We start from the raw sequence: 20,679 nt of genomic DNA, 5'->3' as shown, positions 1-20,679 counted from the left end.
CTCCGTACGTTTCTGACTGGCGACTTCTGTTTGAACGGAGCGTTTGCCGCTCGCGGCAAACGCGCAGTGAGTTATGGCGCCGCGGCGGCGGGCCCGATTTTTCGGGGAAGTCCGGCGCGCGAAGCCGCCGGACCTGCACCTTACGTGCATTCGCACGACTACGCCGCTTTCAGCGGCTCGATCGCGGTCCCGCACCGCGCACCGCCTGCCGCGACGCCCCCGGAAGAAACCCTAGAGGAGCGCCTGCTCTTCCTCCGGCTGGATCAACCGCATCAACCAAGCCCACCCCTGATCCACCTCAGACTGCAAAGCTTCAACATCGGCAGCAGCGAGATCCCGATACCGCTTCTGCAACGCCAAGTACTCGGCGACCCGGCGCGGACGCAGCGAATAGTTCAGCGTATACCGCGTCCCATCCTCGACTTCATACAGCGGAAACGCCCCGCACTCCACCGCATACCGCGCCGCCTGCAAGCCGCCGCTGTCCTCCAGCCCCCAGCCGTCGATGCAAGGCACCAGCAGCGTGAGGATGCGAAAGCCCCGGATCGCCTTGGCTTTCTCGATCTTGCGCAGCATGTCCGGCAGGAAGCCCACGCTCGCCGTCGCCGCATACGGCACGCCGTGCGCCGCCATGATCGCGGTCAGGTTCTTCTTGCGCGTGGGCTTGCCCTCGGGCGTGGAACTGGTGCGGGCGAAGTGCGGCGTCGAGGACGACTTCTGCGCGCCGGTGTTCATGTAGCCCTCGTTGTCCAGGCACACGTACAGCATGTCCTCGTTGCGCTCGGCAGCCGAAGACAGGCATTGCAGGCCGATGTCGTAGGTGCCGCCGTCGCCGGCCAGCACCAGCACCTGCGTATGGCCGCGGCCCTGCGCATCGAGGGCGCGGCGCAGCCCCGAGGCGGCGGCCGCGCTCGCCTCCAGGGTGGGCTGGTAGACGGGGATGCGCAGCGAGCTGTACGGCTGCGGGCCCGCGATGATCGCCATGCAGGAGGGCGGGATCACGGCCATGGTGTCCGGGCCCATGCGGGCGAGCACGTGGCGCGCCGAGAGCGCCTCCATGCAGCCCGGGCAGGCCGCATGGCCGGAGCACAGCATCGGGTCGCGGTGTTCGAGTGCTTCCATGGCTTATCCCCAGGTCGATTCGGGCTGCGGCGCATGCAGCAGCGCCGAGGCCACCATGTCGCGGATGTGCCGCGGCTGCACGTCGACACCGCCCACGCCGGCCAGCACGCCATGCACGCGCGGGGCGTTGGGCAGGCCGTACAAGGCACTGCGCACTTCGTGGTGCAGGATGCCGCCGAGGCCCGGCGAGTGGTTGCGATCCAGCACCAGCACGTCCGGCACGCCCGCCAGCGCCACCCGCAGCGCCTGCTGCGGCAAGGGGCGGAACAGGCGCAGCTTGAGCATACCGGCCGCGATGCCCTCGGCACGCAGTTCGTCGATGGCCTGGCGCGCCGTGCCGCACAGGCTGCCCAGCGCCACCACCACGATGCGCGCGTCGTCGCAGCGGTACCGCTCCAGCAGGCCGTAGCTGCGGCCCGTGAGCTCGCCCCAGACGCGGTCGGCCTCCTGCGCCACTTCGAGCGCGCGGCCCATGGCCTCCTCCACGGAACGGCGATGGCGGTTGTACATCTCGGGCGTCACCACGTTGCCCCAGGCCGAGGGCGCGGCGGTGTCCAGGTGGCGAATGCGCTGGCAGCCGGCGAGGTAGCGGTCTGCCGTGGCCTGCGACGGAACGTGCACGGGCTCCAGCGAGTGCGAGACGTAGAAGGCGTCGTGGCTCACCATCACGGGCAGCTGCACCGTCTTGGCGATGCGGAAGGCCTGCAGCACCGTGTCGAGCGACTCCTGCGGACTCTCGCTGTAGAACTGGACCCAGCCGGTGTCGCGCTGCGCCAGGCTGTCGGTCTCGTCGGGCCAGAAGGCCCACGGCGAGGCGACGGTGCGGTTGACGTTGCACATCACGATGGGCGCGCGCGCGCCGCTGGCGTAATGCAGCACCTCGTGCATCAGCAGCAGGCCCTGCGAAGCGGTAGCGGTGAAGACCCGCGCGCCCGCCAGCGCCGCGGGGATGCACGCCGCCAGCACCGAATGCTCGGACTCCGGCGTGAGGATCTGCGCGTGCAGGTCGCCGCTGGCCTGGAATTCGGTGATCTGCTCCAGGATCGGCGTCTGCGGCGTGATCGGGTACACCGGGATGACCTCGGGCCGCGCGAGCCGCGCAGCCCAGGCGACGGCATGGTTGCCGTTCAGGAGAAGGGTCTGGCCATCGCTCATCGCAGTTCCTCCCGCAAGACCATGGAACCGGTCGAGCACTCACGCACACAGAGCCCGCAGCCCTTGCAGTAATCCGCCAGCACCGCGTAGCCGCCGTCGCCGTGCGTGACGGCCAGGTCGGGGCAGAACTGGAAGCAGTTGTCGCAACTGGTGCAACTGCCGCAGGAGAAGCACCTCGCGGCCTCGGCCTGCACTTGCTCCGCGGAGAGCGCAAGCTGCACCTCCTCGCCGCTGGCGAGCCGCTGGGCCACGGGCAGCCGGCCCTGGTCCGGCCGGCGCCGCTTCGGGTGGTACCAGGTCGCGATCTCGGCCAGCTGCGGCGCCTGCGCCACGGGCGCCTCGACGCGCTCGCCGCCACGCAGCGCGCGGTCGATGTCGACGGCCGCCCGCTTGCCCATGCCCACCGCCTCGCTGAAGAAGCGCGCCATGCTGGCGAGGTCGCCGCCGGCCCAGACGCCGGGGAACGCAGTGGCCTGTTGCGGATCCACCTGCAGCAGGCCGCCGCCGACGGCGGTGGCCGGGAAGAGCGACAGGTCCGCGTCCTGGCCGATGGCGGTCAGCACCGCGTCGGCGGCGAGCGTGAAGCCGCCGCTGCCGGTGACCTCGATGCGCGGGGGCGCACCGGCCGTGCCGGGCTCGAAGTGCACGCGCACGCATTCCAGCAGCAGCGGGCCTTCGCCCGTCACCCCGCGCAGCATGGTGCTGTCGCACAGCAGCACGCCTTCCTCCAGCGCTTCCTGCACCTCCTCGGCCTGCGCCGGCAGCGCGGTGCGCGCCTCCAGCGAGAGCAGCGTGACGGTGCAGCCGTTGCGGCGGGCGCTGCGTGCCACGTCCATGGCGCTGCTGCCGCCGCCGATCACGACCACCCGCTCACCCAGTTGCGGTGCCTCGCCCTCGGCGCAGCGCGCCAGGTACTCGGTGCCCTGCATCAGCCACGGCGCCTGCCCCGGCAGCTGGGGCAGGGACTTGGGGCGGCCCGCGCCCAGGGCCAGGTACACCATGTCGTGCCGGGCGCGAAGCTGCTCCAGGTCCGCGGCGCCCTTCATGGTGAAGCCGTGGTGCACGTCCACGCCCAGCTGCACGATGCGGTCGATCTCCGCATTCAGCACGCGCCGCGGCAGCCGATAGGGCGGGATGCCGTAGCGCAGCAGGCCGCCCAGCCGCGGTTTCGCTTCGTACAGGCTCACGCGCCAGCCACGCCGGCGCAACTGGTAGGCCGCCGAGAGGCCCGAGGGACCGCCGCCGACCACGGCGACGTGCCCCTCCTTTTCCGCGCCGGGCCGCTCGAAATTCCATCCCGCCGCGAGCGCCGCATCGCCCACCGCGCGCTCCAGGCGGCACACCGCCAGCGCCTCGTCGTACCCGGCGCGGTTGCACGAGGTCTCGCAAGGGTGGTGGCAGATGCGGCCGGCGATCGCGGGGAAGGGGTTGTTGAGGACCAGGACCTCCCACGCGCGCCGCAGGTCGCCGCTGCGGGCGTGGCCTATCCACTCGGCGATGTGGCCGTTGACCGGACAGGCCTGGTGGCAGGGCGAGGGCCGCGCCAGGTGCTGCGGCAGCGCCGAGCGCCAGGTGCCCGTCTTGAAGACTTCGGTGGTGCCGGTGGTCCAGGCCGTGGGGGGCAGGGGCATGTTCATGACGACACCTCCTCGGCGCCGGCCGCTTCGTAGCCCAGGGCGCAGGCCGCCGCGTTCTCGGCCCCCTGGCGGCCTTCGCGCAGCAGGTCGCGCAGGACGTCCAGGCGCGGCGCGGCGATCGCACGCGCGAGCGCGCCGAGCAGCGCCGAATTCACGATGCGCCCCAGGCCCTGCGAGCGCGAGATGGCGATCGCGTCGACCGGCAGCACGCGGTAGCCGGGCAGGTTCTCGCGCCACTCGGCGCGCGTGTGCACCGAGTTCACCACGATGATCGTGTCGGGCCGCGCGCGCGACAGCAGCGGTGGCTGCAGCAGGCTGGCATCGAAGCACAGGATCGCGTCGGCCTGCTCGATGTCGCAGCGCAGGCGGATGGGCTGGTCGTCGACGCGGATGAAGGAGCTGACCGGGGTGCCGCGCCGCGCGCCGCCGTAGCTGGCGAAGGCCTGCACCTGGCGGCCGTCGGCGAAGAAGGCGCGGGCCAGCACGTTGCCGGCGGTCTGCGCGCCCTGGCCGCCGCGGCCCTGGATCATGATCTGCAGCATGGCAGCCTCACTGACGGATGGGATCGTTCACTCGGGAAGGACCGCGGTGGCTTCGAGCTCGATCACCGCGGGGCGGTCCAGCAGGTCGGCCACGAAGATCATGCTCATCGCGGGGTAATGGCGGCCCATGCGCTCGCGCCAGATGGCGCCCAGCTCCTTGCGGGCCGCGAGGTAGCGCGGCTTGTCGCAGCAGAAGGCCGTGATGCGGCAGATGTTCTCGGGCCGGCCGCCGGCCTCGCGCAGGATCGCGAGGATGTTGTCCAGCGCCTGCGCGAACTGCGGCGCGATCTCCTCGGAGCGGAAGCGCTGGTCCGCGTCCCAGCCGACCTGGCCGGCCAGGAACACGATGCGGCCCGCGCGCACCTCGATGCCGTTGGCGTAGCCTTGCGGCGGCGCCCAGCCTTCGGGCAGCAGTGTCTTCATGGCGTCAGTGCGGGTAACGTGGCGGGTCGGGGTCTTCGTCCCAGCCGGCCGGGGGCTCGGGCACCCGCTGCAGCCACGCCTCGAGCAGGGTGATGTGCTCGCGCTCGTCGGCCTGCAGCCGCTGCGCGGCCAGGCGCATCTCGTCGGCCTCGCAGCGCTGCGCCAGGGCTTCGAAGAAATCGTGCGCGCGCTGTTCGGCGTCGAGCGCGATGCGCAAGGCGTGCCAGGGGTGCATCAGGTAGTGCGCCGCCTCGGGGCCGGGGGTTTCGGGCGCGTCCGGCACGCGCGGCGGCTGCGGCGCGCGCGTCCAGCCCATGGTGCGCAGGATCTCGGTGGCGTGCAGGGCCTCCTGGCTCGCGAGGCGCCGGAACAGCGCCGCCACCTCCTGGTTGTTGTGCGTGGCCAGCACGTCGGCGAGCTCGCCGTAGCGTTCGACCGCCTCGCGCTCCAGCGCATAGGCCTGCGCCATCAGCTCCGCGAGGTCGCGCGGAGCGTAGACGGATTGGATCTTCATGGTGGGGACCTCCCTCAAAGGGCAAACGCGGATTCCATCTCCTCCAGCGAGCGCGTCGGCGTGCAGGGGCCGCCGCTGTAGGGCGCCCGGTGGCCGGCGTAGAGCACGCCGATGTTGAAGCCGTCGTCGGTCATGATCCGCTTGGCGGCGCGCGCGGCGTCGTCGGTGGGGCCGACGGGTGCGGGATGGGTCAGGTTCTTCCATTCCTTCTGCTCGGGGCGGAAGGTCACGCAGGGGCTCAGGATCTCGATGAAGGAGAAGCCCGGGTGCCGCATGCCGGCGGCGATGATCTCCGCCGTGGTGTTCTGGTCGCCCGCGAAGGCACGGGCCACGAAGTTCGCGCCGGCCGCCAGCGCGATCACCAGCGGGTGGAAGGAGCGCACGCCGGTGCCGCCGGGCGACAGCTTGTTGTCCCAGTCCGGTTCCGTCGTCGGCGAGGCCTGGCCCTTGGTCATGCCGTACACGTGGTTGTCCATCACGATGTAGGTCAGGTCCACATTGCGGCGGCAGGCGTGCAGGAAGTGGTTGCCGCCGATCGAATAGCCGTCGCCGTCTCCGCTCGCGACCAGCACGGTGAGGTCCGGCCGCGCGACCTTCAGGCCCGTGGCCGCGGCGAGCGAGCGCCCGTGCACGCCGTGGAAGCCGTAGCAGGAGGTGTAGGCCGGGATGCGCGAGGAGCAGCCGATGCCCGACACGACCGCCACCTCGTGCGGCGGCCGTTGCACCAGCGCGAGCGCCTTCGTCACCGCGTTGAGCACCGTGTAGTCGCCGCAGCCCGGGCACCAGATCGGCTTGGTGGCGGACTTGTAGTTCAGGGGCGTGTACGGCTCGGCGGCCGCGAGCCCGGGGGGATGGCACATGTCGTTCACTTCGTCTCCTCCTTGGCATCGGCCCATTCGCGCAGGGCGGCGCAGATGTCGGCGGGGCGCAGCGGCAGCGGCCCGGGGCGGTGGAAGCCGGCCGGGCGGCCGGGCAGGTCCACCACGCCGCGCAGGTAGCGCAGCAGCTGGCCTTCGTGGTTCTGCTCCACGACCATCACGCGCTGCACGCCTTCCAGCGCCTTGGCCATCGCGGCGGGCTGGATCGGCGCGAGCAGGCGCAGCACGATCACGCGCACGTCCACGCCTTGCGCGGCGGCCCGGCGCGCGGCTTCGTGCACGGGCCCGGCAGCGGAGCCGAAGGTGATCACGGCCAGCGAGCCCTCGCCTTCGATGTCGGCCCAGCGGCTGCCGTAGTCGTGCCGCAGCAGCTTGCGGGAGCGCTTGTCCAGTTGCCGCGCGTGGTCGGCGGCCTGGCTGCTCGGCACGCCGGTCTCGCTGTGCTCGAGGCCGTCGGCCGTGTACGTATTGCCGGGCGTGCCGGGAATCGCCATCGGCGAGACGCCGCTGGGCGTGTCGCCGTAGCGCTTGTAGTTCGGGGTGTTGGCCTCCGCGACCAGGCGCTTGCCCTTGGGCGCGGGAAGCTGCGGCGCGTCGACGATCGCGCGCGACTGGCCCATGAACTGGTCGGACAGCAGCAGCGCCGGCGACTGCAGGGTCTCCGCCAGTTCCACCGCCCATTGCGTGGTCTGGATGCAGTCCGAGATCGAGCTGGGGGCCAGCACGAGCCGCGGTGCATCGCCGTGCAGGCCGCCCACCGCGTAGGAGAGGTCGCTCTGCTCGCTCTTGGCAGGGATGCCCGTGGAGGGGCCGCCGCGCATCACGTCGACCACCACGATCGGCACTTCGGCGGCCACCGCCAGGCCGATGCCTTCGGTCATCAGCGACAGGCCGGGGCCCGCGGTCGCCGTCAGCGAAGGCACGCCACCGAAGGAAGAGCCGATGATCATGTTGATCGACGCGAGCTCGTCCTCGGCCTGCAGCAGCGAGCCGCCGGCCTGCACCAGCGCCGGCGCCATCCACTCGAGCATCTCGGTGGCCGGCGTGATCGGGTAGGCGGCGACGAAGCGCACCCCGCCGCGGATCGCGCCGTAGCCCGCGCCTTCGTTGCCGCTCACGAGCCAGCGCTTGCCCTGCTGCGCGTCGATGCGGCGCGGCTGCGGTGCGTGCTCGCGCGCGGCGGCCATGCCTTCGCGCAGCGCGCGGAAGTTCACCTGCAGGGCTTCGTCGCCGCGCGTCCAGCCCGTGCGCACCGCTTCCTCCAGCGCTTCGGCGGGCAGGCCGGCCAGTGCGCCGGTGATGCCCAGCGCCAGCATGTTGATCCAGCTGCCGCTCGCCTTGGCCATCTTCTTCAGCGGCAGCGACAGCACGCGCACGCCGCTCCTGGTGAACACCTCGGGGATCTCGCCGCCGTCGGCATCGCAGACCAGCAGGCCGCCGGCCCTGATCGGGATCTCGTCGGCGAAGCGGTGCACGTTCTGCCAGTCGATCGCCAGCATCACGTCGAACGCGTCGTCGAGCGATTCGAGCTGCGAAGTCGCCAGCCGCACCAGCGCCGCCGCTTCCCCGCCGCGGATCTGCGGGCCCATGGTCTTGACCATGAGCCCGTAGACGCCGCTGCGCGCCGCTGCCTCGAGCAGCCAGTTGCCCGCGCTCATCACGCCGCTGCCGCCGCTGCCGGCGATCGCGATCGAGATGCTCTCGAGTGCGGTGGAACGGGAAGGGGGAGCGGCCGAATGCGGCCGGGTTTCGCTCGTCAGGGATGCATCCACGCTGTTGTCTCCTCGTGTCGCTATGGACGGGAGTAAACGTTCAGGGCCGCGGCGGGACCTTGAACCAGATCAAGGTTTTGCTTCGAGACGGCACCCAGAATGCGCTAAATCGGCATTCGGGTACCTATTTACCGTTTGCCGGCCGGTACCCGCCGCGGATCCTGCGGGTAAACCCGAACGCGAGGAGACAAAAGATGAGCATCGATGCGTACCGCTGGCTGATGGCCGCGCCGCAGGAACCCCTGGTGAAGCGCGAGTTCCTCGCGACGGCCGGGCCCGGCGAAGTGGTGGTGCAGGTGTCCGGCTGCGGGGTCTGCCACACCGACCTGGGCTACTACTACGACGGCGTGCGCACCAACCAGCCGCTGCCCCTCGCGCTCGGCCACGAGATCAGCGGCTACGTGGTGGAGACGGGCGCGGGCGCCGAGTCGTGGAAGGGCAAGGCGGTGATCGTGCCGGCCGTGCTGCCCTGCGGCGAATGCGACCTTTGCCAGCGCGGCCTCACCACCATCTGCCGCGCGCAGAAGATGCCGGGCAACGACATCCAGGGCGGTTTCGCCTCGCACATCGTGGTGCCGGCCCGCGGCCTGTGCCTGGTCGACGAGCAGCGGCTCGCCAAGGCCGGGCTGAAGCTGTGGCAGGTGTCGGTGGTGGCCGATGCGCTCACGACGCCGTACCAGGCCGTGCGCCGCGCCGGCGTCACGCCCGGCAGCCTCGCCGTGGTGATCGGCGCCGGCGGTGTCGGCGGCTACTGCGTGCAGGTCGCCAATGCCTTCGGCGCCAAGGTGGTGGCGATCGACGTCGACGACCGCAAGCTCGAGGCGATCGGCAAGTACGGCGCGGCGAAGACCGTCAACAGCCGCGGCCTGGAGGCCAAGCAGGTCAAGCAGGCCGTGCAGGCCTTCGCGAAGGAGCAGGGCCTGCGCGCGACCGAGTGGTTCATCTTCGAGTGCTCGGGCACTTCCGCCGGCCAGCAGACCGCGTGGAACCTGCTGGTGCATGGCGCCACGCTCAGCGTGGTCGGCTTCACGATGGACAAGGTGGAAGTGCGCCTGTCCAACCTGATGGCGTTCGACGCGCGCGCCATCGGCAACTGGGGCTGCCCGCCCGAGCAGTACCCCGCCGCGCTCGACCTCGTCCTCGACGGCAAGGTGCAGGTCGCACCTTTCGTCGAGGCCCATCCCCTGTCCGAGATCAATTCCATCTTCGCGGCGGTGCACCGCCACGAGATCCGCGCCCGCGTGGTGCTGCAACCCCGCTGAACCCGAGAGGAGACATCCCCAATGAACGCACCCGTCACGCCCATGCTGGAGTTCAAGAACCACGACCTGGCGCCGCAGCCCAAGACCCCCGGCGTGCGCTACGAGAAGCGCCCGGCGCGCAAGCCGGACGGCTCGGTGGCGCCCGGCCTGTTCAACGCCTGGATCACGCTGGACAACCCGACCCAGTACAACTCGTACACGACCGACATGGTCAAGGCCGTGATCCTCGCGTTCAAGGCCGCCTCCAACGCGCGCGACGTCAACTGCATCGTGTTCACGGGCGCGGGCGACAAGGCCTTCTGCACCGGCGGCAACACCAAGGAGTACGCCGAGTACTACGCCGGCCAGCCGCAGGAATACCGCCAGTACATGCGCCTGTTCAACGACATGGTCAGCACCATCCTGGCGGCCGACAAGCCGGTGATCTGCCGCGTCAACGGCATGCGCATCGGCGGCGGGCAGGAGATCGGCATGGCCTGCGACTTCACCGTGGCGCAGGACCTCGCCAAGTTCGGCCAGGCCGGCCCGAAGCATGGCTCGGCGCCGATCGGCGGCGCGACCGACTTCCTGCCGGTGATCGTGGGCGCCGAGCGCGCGATGGCCGCCTGCGTGCTGTGCGAGCCCTTCTCGGCGCACAAGGCCTACCAGATGGGGATGATCACTGACGTCGTTCCGGCCCTGAAGGTGGACGGCAAGTTCGTCGCCAACCCGCTGGTGGAAACGCAGCGCATGGTGGACGACTACGGCCGCAACGCCTTCGGCGAATTCAAGAGCGGCGACGCGGCCAAGGAAGGCAAGGCCGTGATGGCGCGCGGCGAAGTGGACCTGTCGCTGCTGGACGCGAAGGTGGAGGAACTGTGCGCCAAGATCCTCATGACCTTCCCGGAGTGCACGCTCAAGACGATCGAGGAGCTGCGCAAGCCCAAGCTCGCGGCCTGGAACGCGAACAAGGAGGACGCGCGCGACTGGCTGGCGCTGAACATGATGACCGAGGCGCGCTCGGGCTTCACGGCGTTCAACGAAGGGCCGAAGGACGACCGCGAAGTCGACTTCGTGCTGCTGCGCCAGAAGCTCGCCGCGGGGCAGAGCTGGGTCGGCAGCCTGCACGACGAGATCCAGCCGAAGGCGAAGAAGTGATGGACGCCAACGCTTCGCCCCTGAAGGCCTGGCTCGAACGCGACGGCGCGCTGCTGCGGCTGCGCCTGAACAAGCCCAAGGCCAACCTGGTCGACGCCGCGATGATCGCGGCGCTGCACGCGGCGCTCGCGCAGTACCGCCGCCACGTGATGCTGCGCGGCGTGCTGATCGACGCCGAGGGCCCGCATTTCAGCTTCGGCGCCAGCGTCGAGGAACACCTGCCGGCCAAGTGCGCCTCCATGCTCGCGTCGCTGCACGGGCTGCTGCTCGAGCTGCTGGAGTTCCCGGTGCCCGTGATGGTCGCCGTGCACGGCCAGTGCCTCGGTGGCGGCCTCGAACTCGCGCTGGCCTGCGGCCGCATCTTCGCCGCGCCCTCGGCGCAGTTCGGCCAGCCGGAGATCAAGCTGGGCGTGTTCGCTCCCGCTGCCTCCGCCCTGCTGCCGTATCGCGTGAGCCAGCCCGATGCCGAGGACCTGCTGCTCACCGGCCGCTCGATCACCGCCGAAGAGGCACTGCGGATCGGCCTCGTGCAGGAACTGACCGAGGACCCCGCCAACGCCGCCAAGCTGTGGTTCGACCAGCACCTGGTGGGCAAGAGCGCCGCGGCGCTGGCCTGCGCCACCGTCGCTGCCCGCGGCGTGATGCAGAAGCAGGTGCGCGAGCGCCTGGCCGAACTCGAACGCCTGTACCTGGAATGGCTCATGCGCACGCACGACGCCAATGAAGGCCTGGCCGCTTTCCTCGAGAAGCGCCAGCCGGCCTGGACCCATCAATGAAGGAGCGCAAGACATGACCGCAGTCCTCAATCCCGTGCAGGCCATCGTCGAGCGCTGCCAGCAGCTGTTCGACGACCTGGACTTCACCGCCGTCAAGGAGTGGAAGGCCGCCGTTCCGGGCCGCAAGGCGATCGGCTACATGCCCTGGTACGTGCCGCGCGAGCTGGTGCACGCCGCGGGCATGCTGCCGGTAGGCATCCTCGGCGGCGGCGACAGCCTGGAGGTGATCCAGGGCGACGCCTACTACCAGAGCTACATCTGCCGCATCCCGCGCTCCACCATCGAACTGGGGCTCACCGGCCGCCTCGACTGCCTGGACGGCATGCTGTTCCCCTCGATCTGCGACGTGATCCGCAACCTCTCGGGCATGTGGCAGATCCTGTTCCCGGACAAGTACGTGCGCTACTTCGACGTGCCGCAGAACTACCTGGACAGCGTCGGCGGCAAGTTCTACATCCACGAGATGCAGGGCCTGCGCGAGGACCTGGGCAAGCTGCGCGGCTCGCCCGTCACCGACGAGGAGCTCAATGACTCGATCCGCGTCTACAACGACAACCGGGCCGCCGTGCGCGAGCTGTATGCCTACCGCGCCGCGCAGCCGCAGCAGGCACCGACCTCCGAGGTCTACCTGGTGCTGCGCGCCGGCATGGTGCTGCCGCCGGAAGACCACACCCAGCTGATCCGCGAGTACCTCCGCGAGACCGACAAGATCCCGCGCCCGAAGCGCGACAACGCGCGCGTGGTGGTCACCGGCTCCTTCTGCGAGCAGCCGCCCCTGGCGCTGATCAAGTCGTTGGAGATGGCGGGCTGCTACGTGGTGGACGACGACTACATGCTGGTCACGCGCTGGCTGCTGGACGAAGTGCCGGCCGATGCGGATCCGCTGGACGAACTGTCCAAGGCCTTCCTGCACCGCTCCGCCTCGATGGCGGCGAAGTACGACGCCACGCGCGAGGAAAAGGGCGTGTTCCTCCTCAAGCAGGTGAAGACCCGCGGCGCCGAGGGCGTGGTGTTCGCCGCGCCTTCCTTCTGCGACCCGGCGCTGCTCGAGCGGCCGATGCTGCAGGACGTGCTGGCCAAGGCCAAGGTCCCCTACACCGCCTTCAAGTACGCCGAGAACACCGGGCAGATGGCGCCCATCCGCGAGCAGGCCGGCACCTTCGCCGATTCGATCAAGCTTTGGAGCGACGCAGCATGAACGACACCGTGATCCAGTTGCCGGCTTCGAAGAAGCCGAAGCCCGTCGCCATCAAGGACGACGCGATGAACCTCCAGAAGGAGCTCATCAACCAGAACTACCGCGAACTCGCCGAGGCGCACAAGATCGGCCGCAAGGTGGCGGCCACCTTCGTGCCGGGGAACCTGAACGAACTCCTCATGTGCTTCGGCCTGGCGCGCAGTCTCCCCGAGACCAACGCGCTGCAGAACGGCATGCGCAAGAAGTCGGGCAAGTTCATCATGGACGCCGAGCGCGACGGCCACTCCGAGGACGTCTGCACCTACGTGAAGGCGGACCTCGGGATGATGCTCGGCGGCGAGATCGGCCCCACCGGCGAGCCGCTGCCCACGCCCGACGTGCTGCTGCTGTCGTACACGGGCTGCTTCACGTTCATGAAGTGGTTCGAGCTGATCCGCCACAAGTACAACGTCCCCACGCTGATGCTGCACGTGCCCTACCAGGGCTCGGGGCGGATCGACCCCAACATGCGCGACTACGTCGTGCGGCAGCTGAAGGAAACGGTGATCCCGGGGCTGGAGAAAATCTCCGGCGTCAAGTTCGACATCGACCTGCTGCGCCAGTACATGCGGGAGTCGGTGAAGGCGGAGGAGAACCTGGTCCACGTGCTGCAGTCGGCGAAGAACCGGCCCTCGCCGATCGACGGCTACTTCGGCGCGGTGTACTACATCGGCCCGATCTTCACGGCCTTCCGCGGCACCGCCGAGGCGACGCGCTACTACGAGGTGCTGCGCGCCGAGATCGACGAGCGCGTGCGCCTGGGCAAGGGCCCCATCACGCCGGAAGGCGAGATGAAGCAGGAGAACTACCGGCTGGTGGTGGAGGGCCCGCCGAACTGGACCAGCTTCCGCGAGTTCTGGAAGATGTTCTACGACGAGGGCGCGACCGTGGTGTCGTCCACCTACGCCAAGGTGGGGGGCCTGTACGACTTCGGCTTCCGGCACGACCCGGACCATCCGCTGGAGTCGCTGGCCGACTACTGCCTGGGCTGCTACACCAACCTGAACCTGCCCTCGCGCATCGACATGATCTGCAAGTACATCGAGGAGTACCAGGCCGACGGCCTGCTGATCAACTCGATCAAGAGCTGCAACAGCTTCTCCGCCGGGCAGCTGCTGATCCTGCGCGAAGTGGAGAAGCGCACCGGCAAGCCGGCGGCGTTCATCGAGACCGACCTGGTCGACCCGCGCTATTTCTCGGCGGCCAACGTCAAGAACCGGCTGGAAAGCTACTTCCAGATGGTCAAGCAGAAGCGCACCACCGGCATCGGCGAAGGCGTGCGTCCCGTGATCCCGCTGCACGCGGTGCAATAAGAGGAGGCCCATCCATGCGCTGTTTCATCGGCATCGACCTGGGTTCGACCACCACGAAGGCGGTGGTGGTCGACGAGAACCAGAACATCATCGGGCGCGGCATCACCAACTCGCGTTCGAACTACGACACGGCCGCGGCCGTCGCCAAGCAGGAGGCCATGCTCAATGGCCGCTTCTACCTGTTCCGGCAGGCGCTGGGCCGCACCGGCGCGCTCAATGGCGGCCTGGACACCTTCATCGAGCAGCTCGAACGCGACTTCCGCGCCGAGCAGTACCTCGAGCAGCTCGGCGACCTGGAGGAGACCTGCGCCAAGAACGTCGAGACGGGCCACTTCGGCGCCGCCACCGGGGTGGTGACGGAGGCGCTCGGCGAGGTGTTCCTGCGCCTGAAGGGCGAGGCGCACCTGCTGTTCGCCCCCGGCGCCAAGCGCAAGAGCGACTTCTTCCGCGACATCGCCGGCGGCCAGTACATGGCGATCAGCGAACAGGTCGCCAAGGAGGCCGGCACGCGCTACGAGTACCTGCTGAACCTGTTCGACCGCTCGATCATCGAGGTCGAGAACCACGTCTACGGCGACCAGATGCGGCACCACCTGCTGGCCGCGCTGGAGAACACCTTCCACGCGCTGCCGGAAACGCTGGACCGCCGCACCAGGGTGGAAGCGCCGATCAAGGGCGTGCTGGACACCGAGATGGAGGAGACCTACGTCATCGGCACCGGCTATGGCCGCGCGCGCCTGCCCTTCTCGAAGGAGCACGTGCGCTCGGAGATCCTGTGCCACGGCCTGGGCGCGCACGTGATGTACCCGGAAACGGCCACCGTGCTGGACATCGGCGGACAGGACACCAAGGCGATCCAGGTGGACCCGAACGGCATCGTGGAAAGCTTCCAGATGAACGACCGCTGCGCCGCGGGCTGCGGCCGCTACCTCGGCTACATCGCCGACGAGATGAACATGGGCCTGCACGAGCTGGGCCCCATGGCCATGAAGTCGACCAAGGCCGTGCGCATCAACTCCACCTGCACGGTGTTCGCGGGCGCCGAGCTGCGCGACCGCCTGAGCCTGGGCGACAAGCGCGAGGACATCATGGCCGGCCTGCACCGCGCCATCATCCTGCGCGCCATGTCGATCCTGGCGCGTTCGGGCGGCGTGCGCGACCAGTTCACGTTCACCGGCGGCGTGGCCAAGAACGAGGCGGCGGTGAAGGCGCTGAAGGAGCTGGTGTTCGAGAACTACGGCCAGCTGCAGCTGAACATCGACCCCGACTCGATCTACACGGGTGCGCTCGGCGCCGCCACCTTCGCGTGGCGCGCCGTGGTGGAAGACGGCAAGGAAATCGAACGGAGGGTTGCGGCATGACCATTCACACCATCGGCATCGACATCGGCTCGGGCGCGGTCAAGAGCACCCTGTTCCGCGTCGACGAGGACGGCAGCACCCACTGGGTGGCCAAGCGCTGCGAGCGCATGCGCCGGCGCGACCCCATGACGCTGGCGCAGGAAGGGCTCGAGTCCGTGCTGCACGAGGCGGGGCTGGCCGCCAACGACATCGCCTACATCGCGACGACGGGCGAGGGCGAGAACGTGAAGTTCGCCACCGGCCACTTCTACTCGATGACGACGCACGCGCGCGGCGGCGTGTTCCTGTCGCCCGGCATCAACGCCGTGGTGGACGTGGGTGCGCTCAACGGCCGCGCGATCTACGTCGACGAGCGCGGCAAGGTGCTGTCGTACAAGATGACCTCGCAGTGCGCCTCGGGCTCGGGGCAGTTCCTCGAGAACATCGCGCGCTACCTCGGCGTGGCGGTGGAGGAGATCGGCGCGCTGTCCAAGAGCTCGCAGGACCCGGAGAAGGTCAGCTCGATCTGCGCCGTGCTGGCGGAGACGGACGTGATCAACATGGTGAGCCGCGGCATCGCCACGCCGGACATCCTCAAGGGGATCCACCTGTCGATGGCTTCGCGCATCGTCAAGCTGCTGAAGGTGACGGGCATCAAGTCGGGGCAGGCGCTGATCACCGGCGGCCTGGGCATGGACGTGGGGCTGACCGCGGCGATCCGCGAGGAGATGGCCAACGAGAAGGTGCCGGTGGAGGTCGTGACGCATCCCGACGCGATCTATGCCGGCGCGATCGGCGCCGCCCTGTGGGGCGCCTACCGCCACGCGAAGCTGCAGGAGTTGCAGCAGCGCGCGGCCGCTTGATTCAGGCAGGAGAGGAGACCGACATGGCTTTGCTGATCAACGACGGCTGCACGGCGTGCGACGCCTGCCGTCCCGTGTGTCCCAACGAGGCGATCACCGCCGGGGACATCATCTTCGTGATCGACCCGCTCAAGTGCACCGAGTGCGTCGGCGCGGAAGACGAACCCCAATGCAAGCTGGCCTGCCCGGCCGACTGCATCGTGCAGCATCCGGACTTCGTGGAATCGCGGGACGAGCTGCTGGAGAAGTACACCCAGCTGCACGGGTAGGGCGAGGGCGGCGATCGGCCGCCTGAAAACCGGACTGCCGGACGCAGAGGACGCGAAGGGTACGCAGAGGACGCAAAAAAGACAAAGAAAACCTTAAGGGTTTTTCTTTTGCGTCCTCTGCGTACCCTTTGCGTCCTCTGCGTCCGGCCGTTGGATTCCTGCCTTACACCTCCGCCGGCTCCCCCGCGAACTCCTGCGGCATCGTCTCCGCCGGCGCGGTTCCCAGCAGCACGCCCATGCGGGCGTCCTTCTTCTCCCACAGGGCGTTGAGCCAGCGGCCGAAGCGCTTGCGGCCCTGCGAGTTGCCGGCGTAGTCCAGGCCGATGAACTCGGTGGGCACGGGCAGTTCCTCGATGTGCACCGCCACGCGCTTGACGCGGCCGCACGCGAAATCCCAGAAGCCCGGGATGCCCGGCGAATAGGCGATCGTCACGTCGATCAGCGCATCGAACTTGTCGCCCATGACGCCCAGCGTCAGCGCCATCGCGCCCGCCTTGGGCTTGAGCAGGTGGCGATAGGGCGATGCCGTCTGCGCGTGCTTCGCGGGCGTGAAGCGCGTGCCCTCGGCGAAGTTCATGACGCTGGTGGGCACCAGTGCGAACTTGCGGCAGGCGCGCACGGTGGCCTCGTGGTCGTCGGCGCGCTTGGCCGGATTGCGCCGCAGCGCCTCCTTGCCGTGCCGCTTCATGAACGGGAAGTCGAGCGCCCACCAGGCCAGGCCGATCACCGGCACGTAGAGCAGCTGCTGCTTGAGGAAGAACTTCAGCATCGGCAGGCGCCCGTGCAGCAGGTGCTGCAGCACGAAGATGTCGGCCCACGACTGGTGGTTGCAGTTGACGAGGAACCAGCCACTGCGCGGCGCGGGCAGGCCCTGCACTTCCCAGCGCGTGCGGTGCAGCAGGCGCATCCACAGGCTGTTGCCGGCGACCCAGGCGCCGGCGATCGCGTGCAGCACGGGGTCCACCCGGCGGCGCACGAAGGCGAAAGGCAGGGCCAGCTTCACCAGCGCGAACGCGAACAGGGGCAGGGTGCAGAGGACCGTGTTGGCGGCGAGGGCCAGGCACGCGAGGACGCCGCGCACCGGCGCGGGCAGGTAAGTCAGGGGAGATCGCATGGAGTCCGGCATGCTAGCCGCGTTCGTGGTGTCCGCCGGCGCTGTTGCAGGATGTTTCGCGGGGTCCCTGTCGCAGATCAAGGCCGTGGGGCGGTGCGTCCGCGCTCAATGGAGCTGGCAGGCCGCGAGCCGGCTCGCATCCGGGATGCGGATCTCGCGCCGCTTCATCTCGATCAGGCCCTGCGATTCGAGCTCGTGCAGCACGCGCGAGAAATACTCCCGCGTCAGCGACAGTCGCGAGGCCACGGTGGCCTTGCTCACCGGCAGCGACACCGTCAGCTCACCGCGGCAACTGGCCGCATCGGGCAAGTCGCGCAGCAGGTAGGCCACCACGCGCTCGGCACCGCTGCACAGGCAGTAGTCCATCACGTCGCGCTCCAGGCCGTGCACGCGCCGCGAAACCAGGCCCAGCATGCGCAGGGAAAAGCGCGGACAGCGCTCGATTTCCGCGACCACCGTCTCCCTGCGGATCGTCAGCACCAGCGCGCCCGTGAGCGCCTGCGCGTGCGCGTTGCAGGGACCGTCGGTGAACATCAGCGACTCGGCGAAGGTCTGGCCCGGGCCGGCGATGTCGATCACCTTCTCCTGCCCGAGCGCCGACAGCACGTACAGCTTCACGTGCCCCATGACGGCCAGGTGGAGGCCCTCGCAGCGTTCGCCGGCGCGGAACACGTCCTGGCCGCGGTCGTAGCCGCGCAGCGTGCTGCCTTCTGCCAGCCGCTTCAGCTCGCCGATGTCCGCGTGGGCGAACAGGGGCAATGCCGCCAGGTAGCGCGGCAGGTCGAGACGGGAGGGGCTCCGGGTGTCTATCGCTGCACTCCTCGGCGGCCGCTCGCGGCCGCCTCCATGCAGTCTGGTCCGAGCGCGCCGGATGAGGTTGACGCATGTCAACGGTACTCCGGGGACTGCCCGCGGACGCGGCGTGATCCACAATCGCGGCATGCCCGCCACCCACCCGATGCCCGCCGCCTTCATCGGCCACGGCAGCCCCATGAACACGCTGGAGCGCAACCGCTTCACGCAGCAGTGGGCTGCCTTCGGCCGGTCGCTGCCGCGTCCGCGCGCCATCCTGTGCATCTCCGCGCACTGGTTCATTCCGGGCACGGCCGTCACGGCGATGGCGCAGCCGCGCGTGATCCACGACTTCTATGGCTTCCCGCGCGAGCTGTTCGCCTTCGACTATCCGGCGCCGGGCGCGCCGGAGGTCGCGCGCGAGATCGTCGACGTGGCCAGGCCCGCGCACGTGGGCCTGGACCAGGACAGCTGGGGCCTGGACCACGGCACGTGGTCGGTGCTGGCGCACATGTTTCCGCAGGCGGACATCCCCGTGCTGCAACTGTCCATCCACAGCGGCGCGGACGTGGCGTACCACGTCGACCTGGGCGCGCGCCTGGCGCCGTTGCGCGAACGCGGCATCTTCATCGTGGGCAGCGGCAACGTGGTGCACAACCTGCGCCGGCTGGATTGGCAGAAGCCCGAGGCCGGCTTCGAATGGGCCGAGCGTTTCGACCGCGCCGTCCGGGGCGTGATGACCTCGGATCCGGTCAGCCTGCCCGGCGTGGCGCAGCACGCGGATTTCCCGCTGGCCGTGCCGACGCCGGAGCATTTCCTGCCGCTCGCCTACCTCGCCGGCCTGTGCCAGGCGGCCGGCGAGACGGCGAACGTGTTCGCGGAAGGCGGCACCATGGGGTCGCTGACCATGACCAGCTATGCGCTGGGCGCGAACCCCGCGGCGGGCGCCGGCGCGGGCAGCGGCGCCGCCGGCGCGGGCTTGCCGGATCCGCACGACGTCCCGCCCGAGCAGACCAACACCTGAAGTGGACTTCGCGCCCGGCCCCGACCAGCAGGCGGTGCGCTCCGCCGTGGAGGCGATCTGCGCGCGGTTCGGCGACGACTACTGGCTGCGGCGCGACCGCGATGGCGGCTTTCCCGAGGATTTCCATCGCGCGATCGCCGAGGGCGGCTGGCTGGGGATCGCGATGCCGCGCGAGTACGGCGGCGCGGGGCTGGGCATCGCCGAAGCGGCCACGATGATGGAGGCGGTGTCCGCCTCCGGCGCGGGCATGTCGGGCGCCTCGGCGCTGCACATGAACGTGTTCGGGCTGCACCCCGCGGTGGTGTTCGGCACGCCGGAACAGAAGGAACGCTGGCTGCCGCCCATCATCCGCGGCGAGCACAAGGCCTGCTTCGCCGTGACCGAACCGAACACGGGGCTCAACACGCTGAAGCTGCGCACCACCGCCGTGCGCCGGGGCGACCGCTACGTGGTGCACGGGCAGAAGATCTGGATCTCCACCGCGCAGGTGGCGCACAAGGTGCTGCTGCTTGCGCGCACCACCCCGATCGGCGAGGCGAGCGCGCCGGCGCGCGGCCTGAGCCTGTTCTACACCGACCTCGATCGCACCCGGGTGCAGGTGCGCGAGATCGACAAGCACGGGCGCAAGGCGGTGGATTCCAACGAGCTGTTCATCGACGGCCTGGAGGTGCCGGTGGCCGACCGCATCGGCGAGGAGGGCCGCGGCTTCGAGTCCATCCTGCACGGCATGAACCCCGAGCGCGTCCTGATCGGGGCCGAGGCGGTGGGCCTGGGCCGCGTCGCCCTGCAGCGCGCCGCGAAATACGCCGGCGAGCGGATCGTGTTCGACCGCCCCATCGGCCAGAACCAGGGCATCCAGCACCCGCTGGCCCGGTGCTGGGTGGAACTGGAGGCGGCCTGGCTGCTGGTGCAGCGCGCCGCCTGGCTGTACGACCAGGGCCAGCCCTGCGGGGCGGAGGCGAACGCCGCGAAGTACTTCGCCGCCGAGGCGGGCTTCCGCGCCTGCGAGACGGCCGTCCTCACGCACGGCGGCATGGGCTACGCGAAGGAGTTCCACGTCGAACGCTGGCTGCGCGAGGCGATGCTGCCCCGCATCGCCCCGATCACGCCGCACCTGATCCTCAGCTTCATCGCGGAAAAGGTCCTGGGCCTGCCCAAGTCGTATTGAGCTCCGTTACGCGTGTTGCACGGATGGGCTTGATTCTCATCCGTGGCGCAGCCAACCTTCGTGCTACATGAATGGCGAAGAACGGGACGGCATGGAGCCCGCACGGAACGAAGACGAGCGCGGCGACGCAGCCGCGCGTGAAGGCGCGCGCACGCTGTTCCAGCGCCTGCTGCAAAGACTGACCCGGCCAGCCCCGGCCCCGAGCGGCGACGAGCCCCCCACGGATTCCCTGCCGCCCCCCGGCCAGCGCAGCGGCAGCGGCACCGAGAGCCTCGCGCCTTACCTGAGCAACTACCGCAACAGCCGCCCCGGCCCGCTGGAATAGGCCGGCGTTGCGCCGT

Annotated in this window: 21 protein-coding genes; 11 read left to right on the top strand and 10 right to left on the bottom strand. The window is 69.7% G+C overall.

Features of this window, described 5'->3' with window-relative positions; translation table 11 throughout:
• Positions 1–231 precede the first annotated feature (231 nt).
• Genes WG923_RS01125 through WG923_RS01090 form a run of 8 tightly spaced genes read right to left on the bottom strand, consistent with a single transcriptional unit; the run spans position 232 to position 8,043 of the window.
• Positions 232–1,122, bottom strand: coding sequence for a thiamine pyrophosphate-dependent enzyme (locus tag WG923_RS01125; RefSeq protein ID WP_340349068.1), 891 nt, complete (start codon positions 1,120–1,122; stop codon positions 232–234).
• Positions 1,123–1,125: 3 nt separating this feature from the next.
• Positions 1,126–2,277, bottom strand: coding sequence for a transketolase C-terminal domain-containing protein (locus tag WG923_RS01120; RefSeq protein ID WP_340349067.1), 1,152 nt, complete (start codon positions 2,275–2,277; stop codon positions 1,126–1,128).
• On the bottom strand, positions 2,274–3,914 hold the full coding sequence (locus WG923_RS01115; protein WP_340349066.1) for an FAD-dependent oxidoreductase: 1,641 nt from the start codon (positions 3,912–3,914) through the stop codon (positions 2,274–2,276). The genes WG923_RS01120 and WG923_RS01115 overlap by 4 nt, the downstream gene beginning before the upstream one ends.
• Positions 3,911–4,456 carry a 2-oxoacid:acceptor oxidoreductase family protein gene (locus WG923_RS01110; protein ID WP_340349065.1) on the bottom strand — a complete coding sequence of 182 codons (546 nt, stop codon included), beginning with the start codon at positions 4,454–4,456 and terminating at the stop codon, positions 3,911–3,913. Before WG923_RS01110 ends, WG923_RS01115 begins: the two co-directional genes overlap by 4 nt.
• Positions 4,457–4,483: 27 nt before the next feature.
• Positions 4,484–4,879 (bottom strand): RidA family protein, encoded by a 396-nt coding sequence (locus tag WG923_RS01105; RefSeq protein WP_340349064.1) that lies wholly within the window; start codon positions 4,877–4,879, stop codon positions 4,484–4,486.
• Positions 4,880–4,883: 4 nt separating this feature from the next.
• Positions 4,884–5,393, bottom strand: coding sequence for a ferritin-like domain-containing protein (locus WG923_RS01100; protein WP_340349063.1), 510 nt, complete (start codon positions 5,391–5,393; stop codon positions 4,884–4,886).
• Positions 5,394–5,407: 14 nt separating this feature from the next.
• A complete protein-coding gene (locus WG923_RS01095; RefSeq protein WP_340349326.1) occupies positions 5,408–6,253 on the bottom strand; it encodes a 2-oxoacid:ferredoxin oxidoreductase subunit beta in 846 nt (281 codons plus the stop codon).
• 5 nt (positions 6,254–6,258) lie between these two features.
• The gene (locus WG923_RS01090) at positions 6,259–8,043 is read right to left on the bottom strand and encodes a 2-oxoacid:acceptor oxidoreductase subunit alpha (RefSeq protein ID WP_340349062.1); all 1,785 of its coding nucleotides are present in this window, start codon (positions 8,041–8,043) and stop codon (positions 6,259–6,261) included.
• A 194-nt stretch (positions 8,044–8,237) separates the two neighbouring features.
• Here WG923_RS01090 and had point away from each other — a divergent pair, with 194 nt between their 5' ends.
• From had to WG923_RS01050, 8 genes are read left to right on the top strand one after another with little or no spacing between them, the layout of a single operon-like run.
• The gene (had, locus tag WG923_RS01085; protein WP_340349061.1) at positions 8,238–9,305 is read left to right on the top strand and encodes a 6-hydroxycyclohex-1-ene-1-carbonyl-CoA dehydrogenase; all 1,068 of its coding nucleotides are present in this window, start codon (positions 8,238–8,240) and stop codon (positions 9,303–9,305) included.
• A 21-nt stretch (positions 9,306–9,326) separates the two neighbouring features.
• Complete coding sequence (oah, locus tag WG923_RS01080) at positions 9,327–10,442, top strand: 6-oxocyclohex-1-ene-1-carbonyl-CoA hydratase (RefSeq protein ID WP_340349060.1); 1,116 nt, start codon at positions 9,327–9,329, stop codon at positions 10,440–10,442.
• On the top strand, positions 10,442–11,218 hold the full coding sequence (locus WG923_RS01075) for a cyclohexa-1,5-dienecarbonyl-CoA hydratase (protein WP_340349059.1): 777 nt from the start codon (positions 10,442–10,444) through the stop codon (positions 11,216–11,218). The genes oah and WG923_RS01075 overlap by 1 nt, the downstream gene beginning before the upstream one ends.
• Positions 11,219–11,231: 13 nt before the next feature.
• Positions 11,232–12,416, top strand: a complete 1,185-nt coding sequence (gene bcrC / locus WG923_RS01070) for a benzoyl-CoA reductase subunit C (protein ID WP_340349058.1) — start codon at positions 11,232–11,234, stop codon at positions 12,414–12,416.
• A complete protein-coding gene (gene bcrB / locus WG923_RS01065; protein WP_340349057.1) occupies positions 12,413–13,768 on the top strand; it encodes a benzoyl-CoA reductase subunit B in 1,356 nt (451 codons plus the stop codon). The genes bcrC and bcrB overlap by 4 nt, the downstream gene beginning before the upstream one ends.
• 14 nt (positions 13,769–13,782) lie before the next feature.
• The gene (gene bcrA / locus WG923_RS01060; RefSeq protein ID WP_340349056.1) at positions 13,783–15,129 is read left to right on the top strand and encodes a benzoyl-CoA reductase subunit A; all 1,347 of its coding nucleotides are present in this window, start codon (positions 13,783–13,785) and stop codon (positions 15,127–15,129) included.
• The gene (bcrD, locus tag WG923_RS01055; protein ID WP_340349055.1) at positions 15,126–15,971 is read left to right on the top strand and encodes a benzoyl-CoA reductase subunit D; all 846 of its coding nucleotides are present in this window, start codon (positions 15,126–15,128) and stop codon (positions 15,969–15,971) included. The genes bcrA and bcrD overlap by 4 nt, the downstream gene beginning before the upstream one ends.
• Before the next feature lie 23 nt (positions 15,972–15,994).
• Positions 15,995–16,240, top strand: a complete 246-nt coding sequence (locus tag WG923_RS01050; RefSeq protein ID WP_340349054.1) for a YfhL family 4Fe-4S dicluster ferredoxin — start codon at positions 15,995–15,997, stop codon at positions 16,238–16,240.
• Between the two features lie 163 nt (positions 16,241–16,403).
• Here WG923_RS01050 and WG923_RS01045 read toward each other — a convergent pair whose 3' ends face one another.
• Together WG923_RS01045 and WG923_RS01040 are read right to left on the bottom strand one after the other, a co-directional pair.
• Complete coding sequence (locus WG923_RS01045) at positions 16,404–17,354, bottom strand: acyltransferase (protein WP_340349053.1); 951 nt, start codon at positions 17,352–17,354, stop codon at positions 16,404–16,406.
• 105 nt (positions 17,355–17,459) lie between these two features.
• A complete protein-coding gene (locus tag WG923_RS01040) occupies positions 17,460–18,113 on the bottom strand; it encodes a Crp/Fnr family transcriptional regulator (RefSeq protein WP_340349052.1) in 654 nt (217 codons plus the stop codon).
• A 181-nt stretch (positions 18,114–18,294) separates the two neighbouring features.
• Between WG923_RS01040 and ygiD the strand changes: the two genes are divergently transcribed.
• The 3 genes from ygiD (at position 18,295) to WG923_RS01025 (ending at position 20,663) form a co-directional block, all read left to right on the top strand.
• Positions 18,295–19,170 carry a 4,5-DOPA-extradiol-dioxygenase gene (ygiD, locus tag WG923_RS01035; RefSeq protein WP_340349051.1) on the top strand — a complete coding sequence of 292 codons (876 nt, stop codon included), beginning with the start codon at positions 18,295–18,297 and terminating at the stop codon, positions 19,168–19,170.
• 1 nt (position 19,171) lies between these two features.
• On the top strand, positions 19,172–20,338 hold the full coding sequence (locus WG923_RS01030) for an acyl-CoA dehydrogenase family protein (protein ID WP_340349050.1): 1,167 nt from the start codon (positions 19,172–19,174) through the stop codon (positions 20,336–20,338).
• A gap of 91 nt (positions 20,339–20,429) precedes the next feature.
• On the top strand, positions 20,430–20,663 hold the full coding sequence (locus WG923_RS01025; protein ID WP_340349049.1) for a hypothetical protein: 234 nt from the start codon (positions 20,430–20,432) through the stop codon (positions 20,661–20,663).
• Positions 20,664–20,679 lie beyond the last annotated feature (16 nt).

The organism is Ramlibacter sp. AN1133, assembly GCF_037890035.1.
GTDB lineage: Bacteria > Pseudomonadota > Gammaproteobacteria > Burkholderiales > Burkholderiaceae_C > Ramlibacter.
Note: the sequence above shows the minus strand (reverse complement) of the source record. Positions and strands in the feature narration are given on the sequence as shown.

What these genes read in the sequence shown, in the direction of transcription:
- WG923_RS01100 (WP_340349063.1), bottom strand. Translation starts at nt 5,393, where the DNA reads ATGAAGATCCAATCCGTCTACGCTCCGCGCGACCTCGCGGAGCTGATG.
- ygiD (WP_340349051.1), top strand. Translation starts at nt 18,295, where the DNA reads ATGCCCGCCACCCACCCGATGCCCGCCGCCTTCATCGGCCACGGCAGC.
- WG923_RS01050 (WP_340349054.1), top strand. Translation starts at nt 15,995, where the DNA reads ATGGCTTTGCTGATCAACGACGGCTGCACGGCGTGCGACGCCTGCCGT.
- WG923_RS01105 (WP_340349064.1), bottom strand. Translation starts at nt 4,879, where the DNA reads ATGAAGACACTGCTGCCCGAAGGCTGGGCGCCGCCGCAAGGCTACGCC.
- bcrB (WP_340349057.1), top strand. Translation starts at nt 12,413, where the DNA reads ATGAACGACACCGTGATCCAGTTGCCGGCTTCGAAGAAGCCGAAGCCC.
- WG923_RS01075 (WP_340349059.1), top strand. Translation starts at nt 10,442, where the DNA reads ATGGACGCCAACGCTTCGCCCCTGAAGGCCTGGCTCGAACGCGACGGC.
- bcrD (WP_340349055.1), top strand. Translation starts at nt 15,126, where the DNA reads ATGACCATTCACACCATCGGCATCGACATCGGCTCGGGCGCGGTCAAG.
- WG923_RS01120 (WP_340349067.1), bottom strand. Translation starts at nt 2,277, where the DNA reads ATGAGCGATGGCCAGACCCTTCTCCTGAACGGCAACCATGCCGTCGCC.
- had (WP_340349061.1), top strand. Translation starts at nt 8,238, where the DNA reads ATGAGCATCGATGCGTACCGCTGGCTGATGGCCGCGCCGCAGGAACCC.
- WG923_RS01110 (WP_340349065.1), bottom strand. Translation starts at nt 4,456, where the DNA reads ATGCTGCAGATCATGATCCAGGGCCGCGGCGGCCAGGGCGCGCAGACC.
- bcrA (WP_340349056.1), top strand. Translation starts at nt 13,783, where the DNA reads ATGCGCTGTTTCATCGGCATCGACCTGGGTTCGACCACCACGAAGGCG.
- WG923_RS01125 (WP_340349068.1), bottom strand. Translation starts at nt 1,122, where the DNA reads ATGGAAGCACTCGAACACCGCGACCCGATGCTGTGCTCCGGCCATGCG.
- WG923_RS01045 (WP_340349053.1), bottom strand. Translation starts at nt 17,354, where the DNA reads ATGCGATCTCCCCTGACTTACCTGCCCGCGCCGGTGCGCGGCGTCCTC.
- WG923_RS01095 (WP_340349326.1), bottom strand. Translation starts at nt 6,253, where the DNA reads ATGTGCCATCCCCCCGGGCTCGCGGCCGCCGAGCCGTACACGCCCCTG.
- WG923_RS01025 (WP_340349049.1), top strand. Translation starts at nt 20,430, where the DNA reads ATGGAGCCCGCACGGAACGAAGACGAGCGCGGCGACGCAGCCGCGCGT.
- WG923_RS01115 (WP_340349066.1), bottom strand. Translation starts at nt 3,914, where the DNA reads ATGAACATGCCCCTGCCCCCCACGGCCTGGACCACCGGCACCACCGAA.
- oah (WP_340349060.1), top strand. Translation starts at nt 9,327, where the DNA reads ATGAACGCACCCGTCACGCCCATGCTGGAGTTCAAGAACCACGACCTG.
- bcrC (WP_340349058.1), top strand. Translation starts at nt 11,232, where the DNA reads ATGACCGCAGTCCTCAATCCCGTGCAGGCCATCGTCGAGCGCTGCCAG.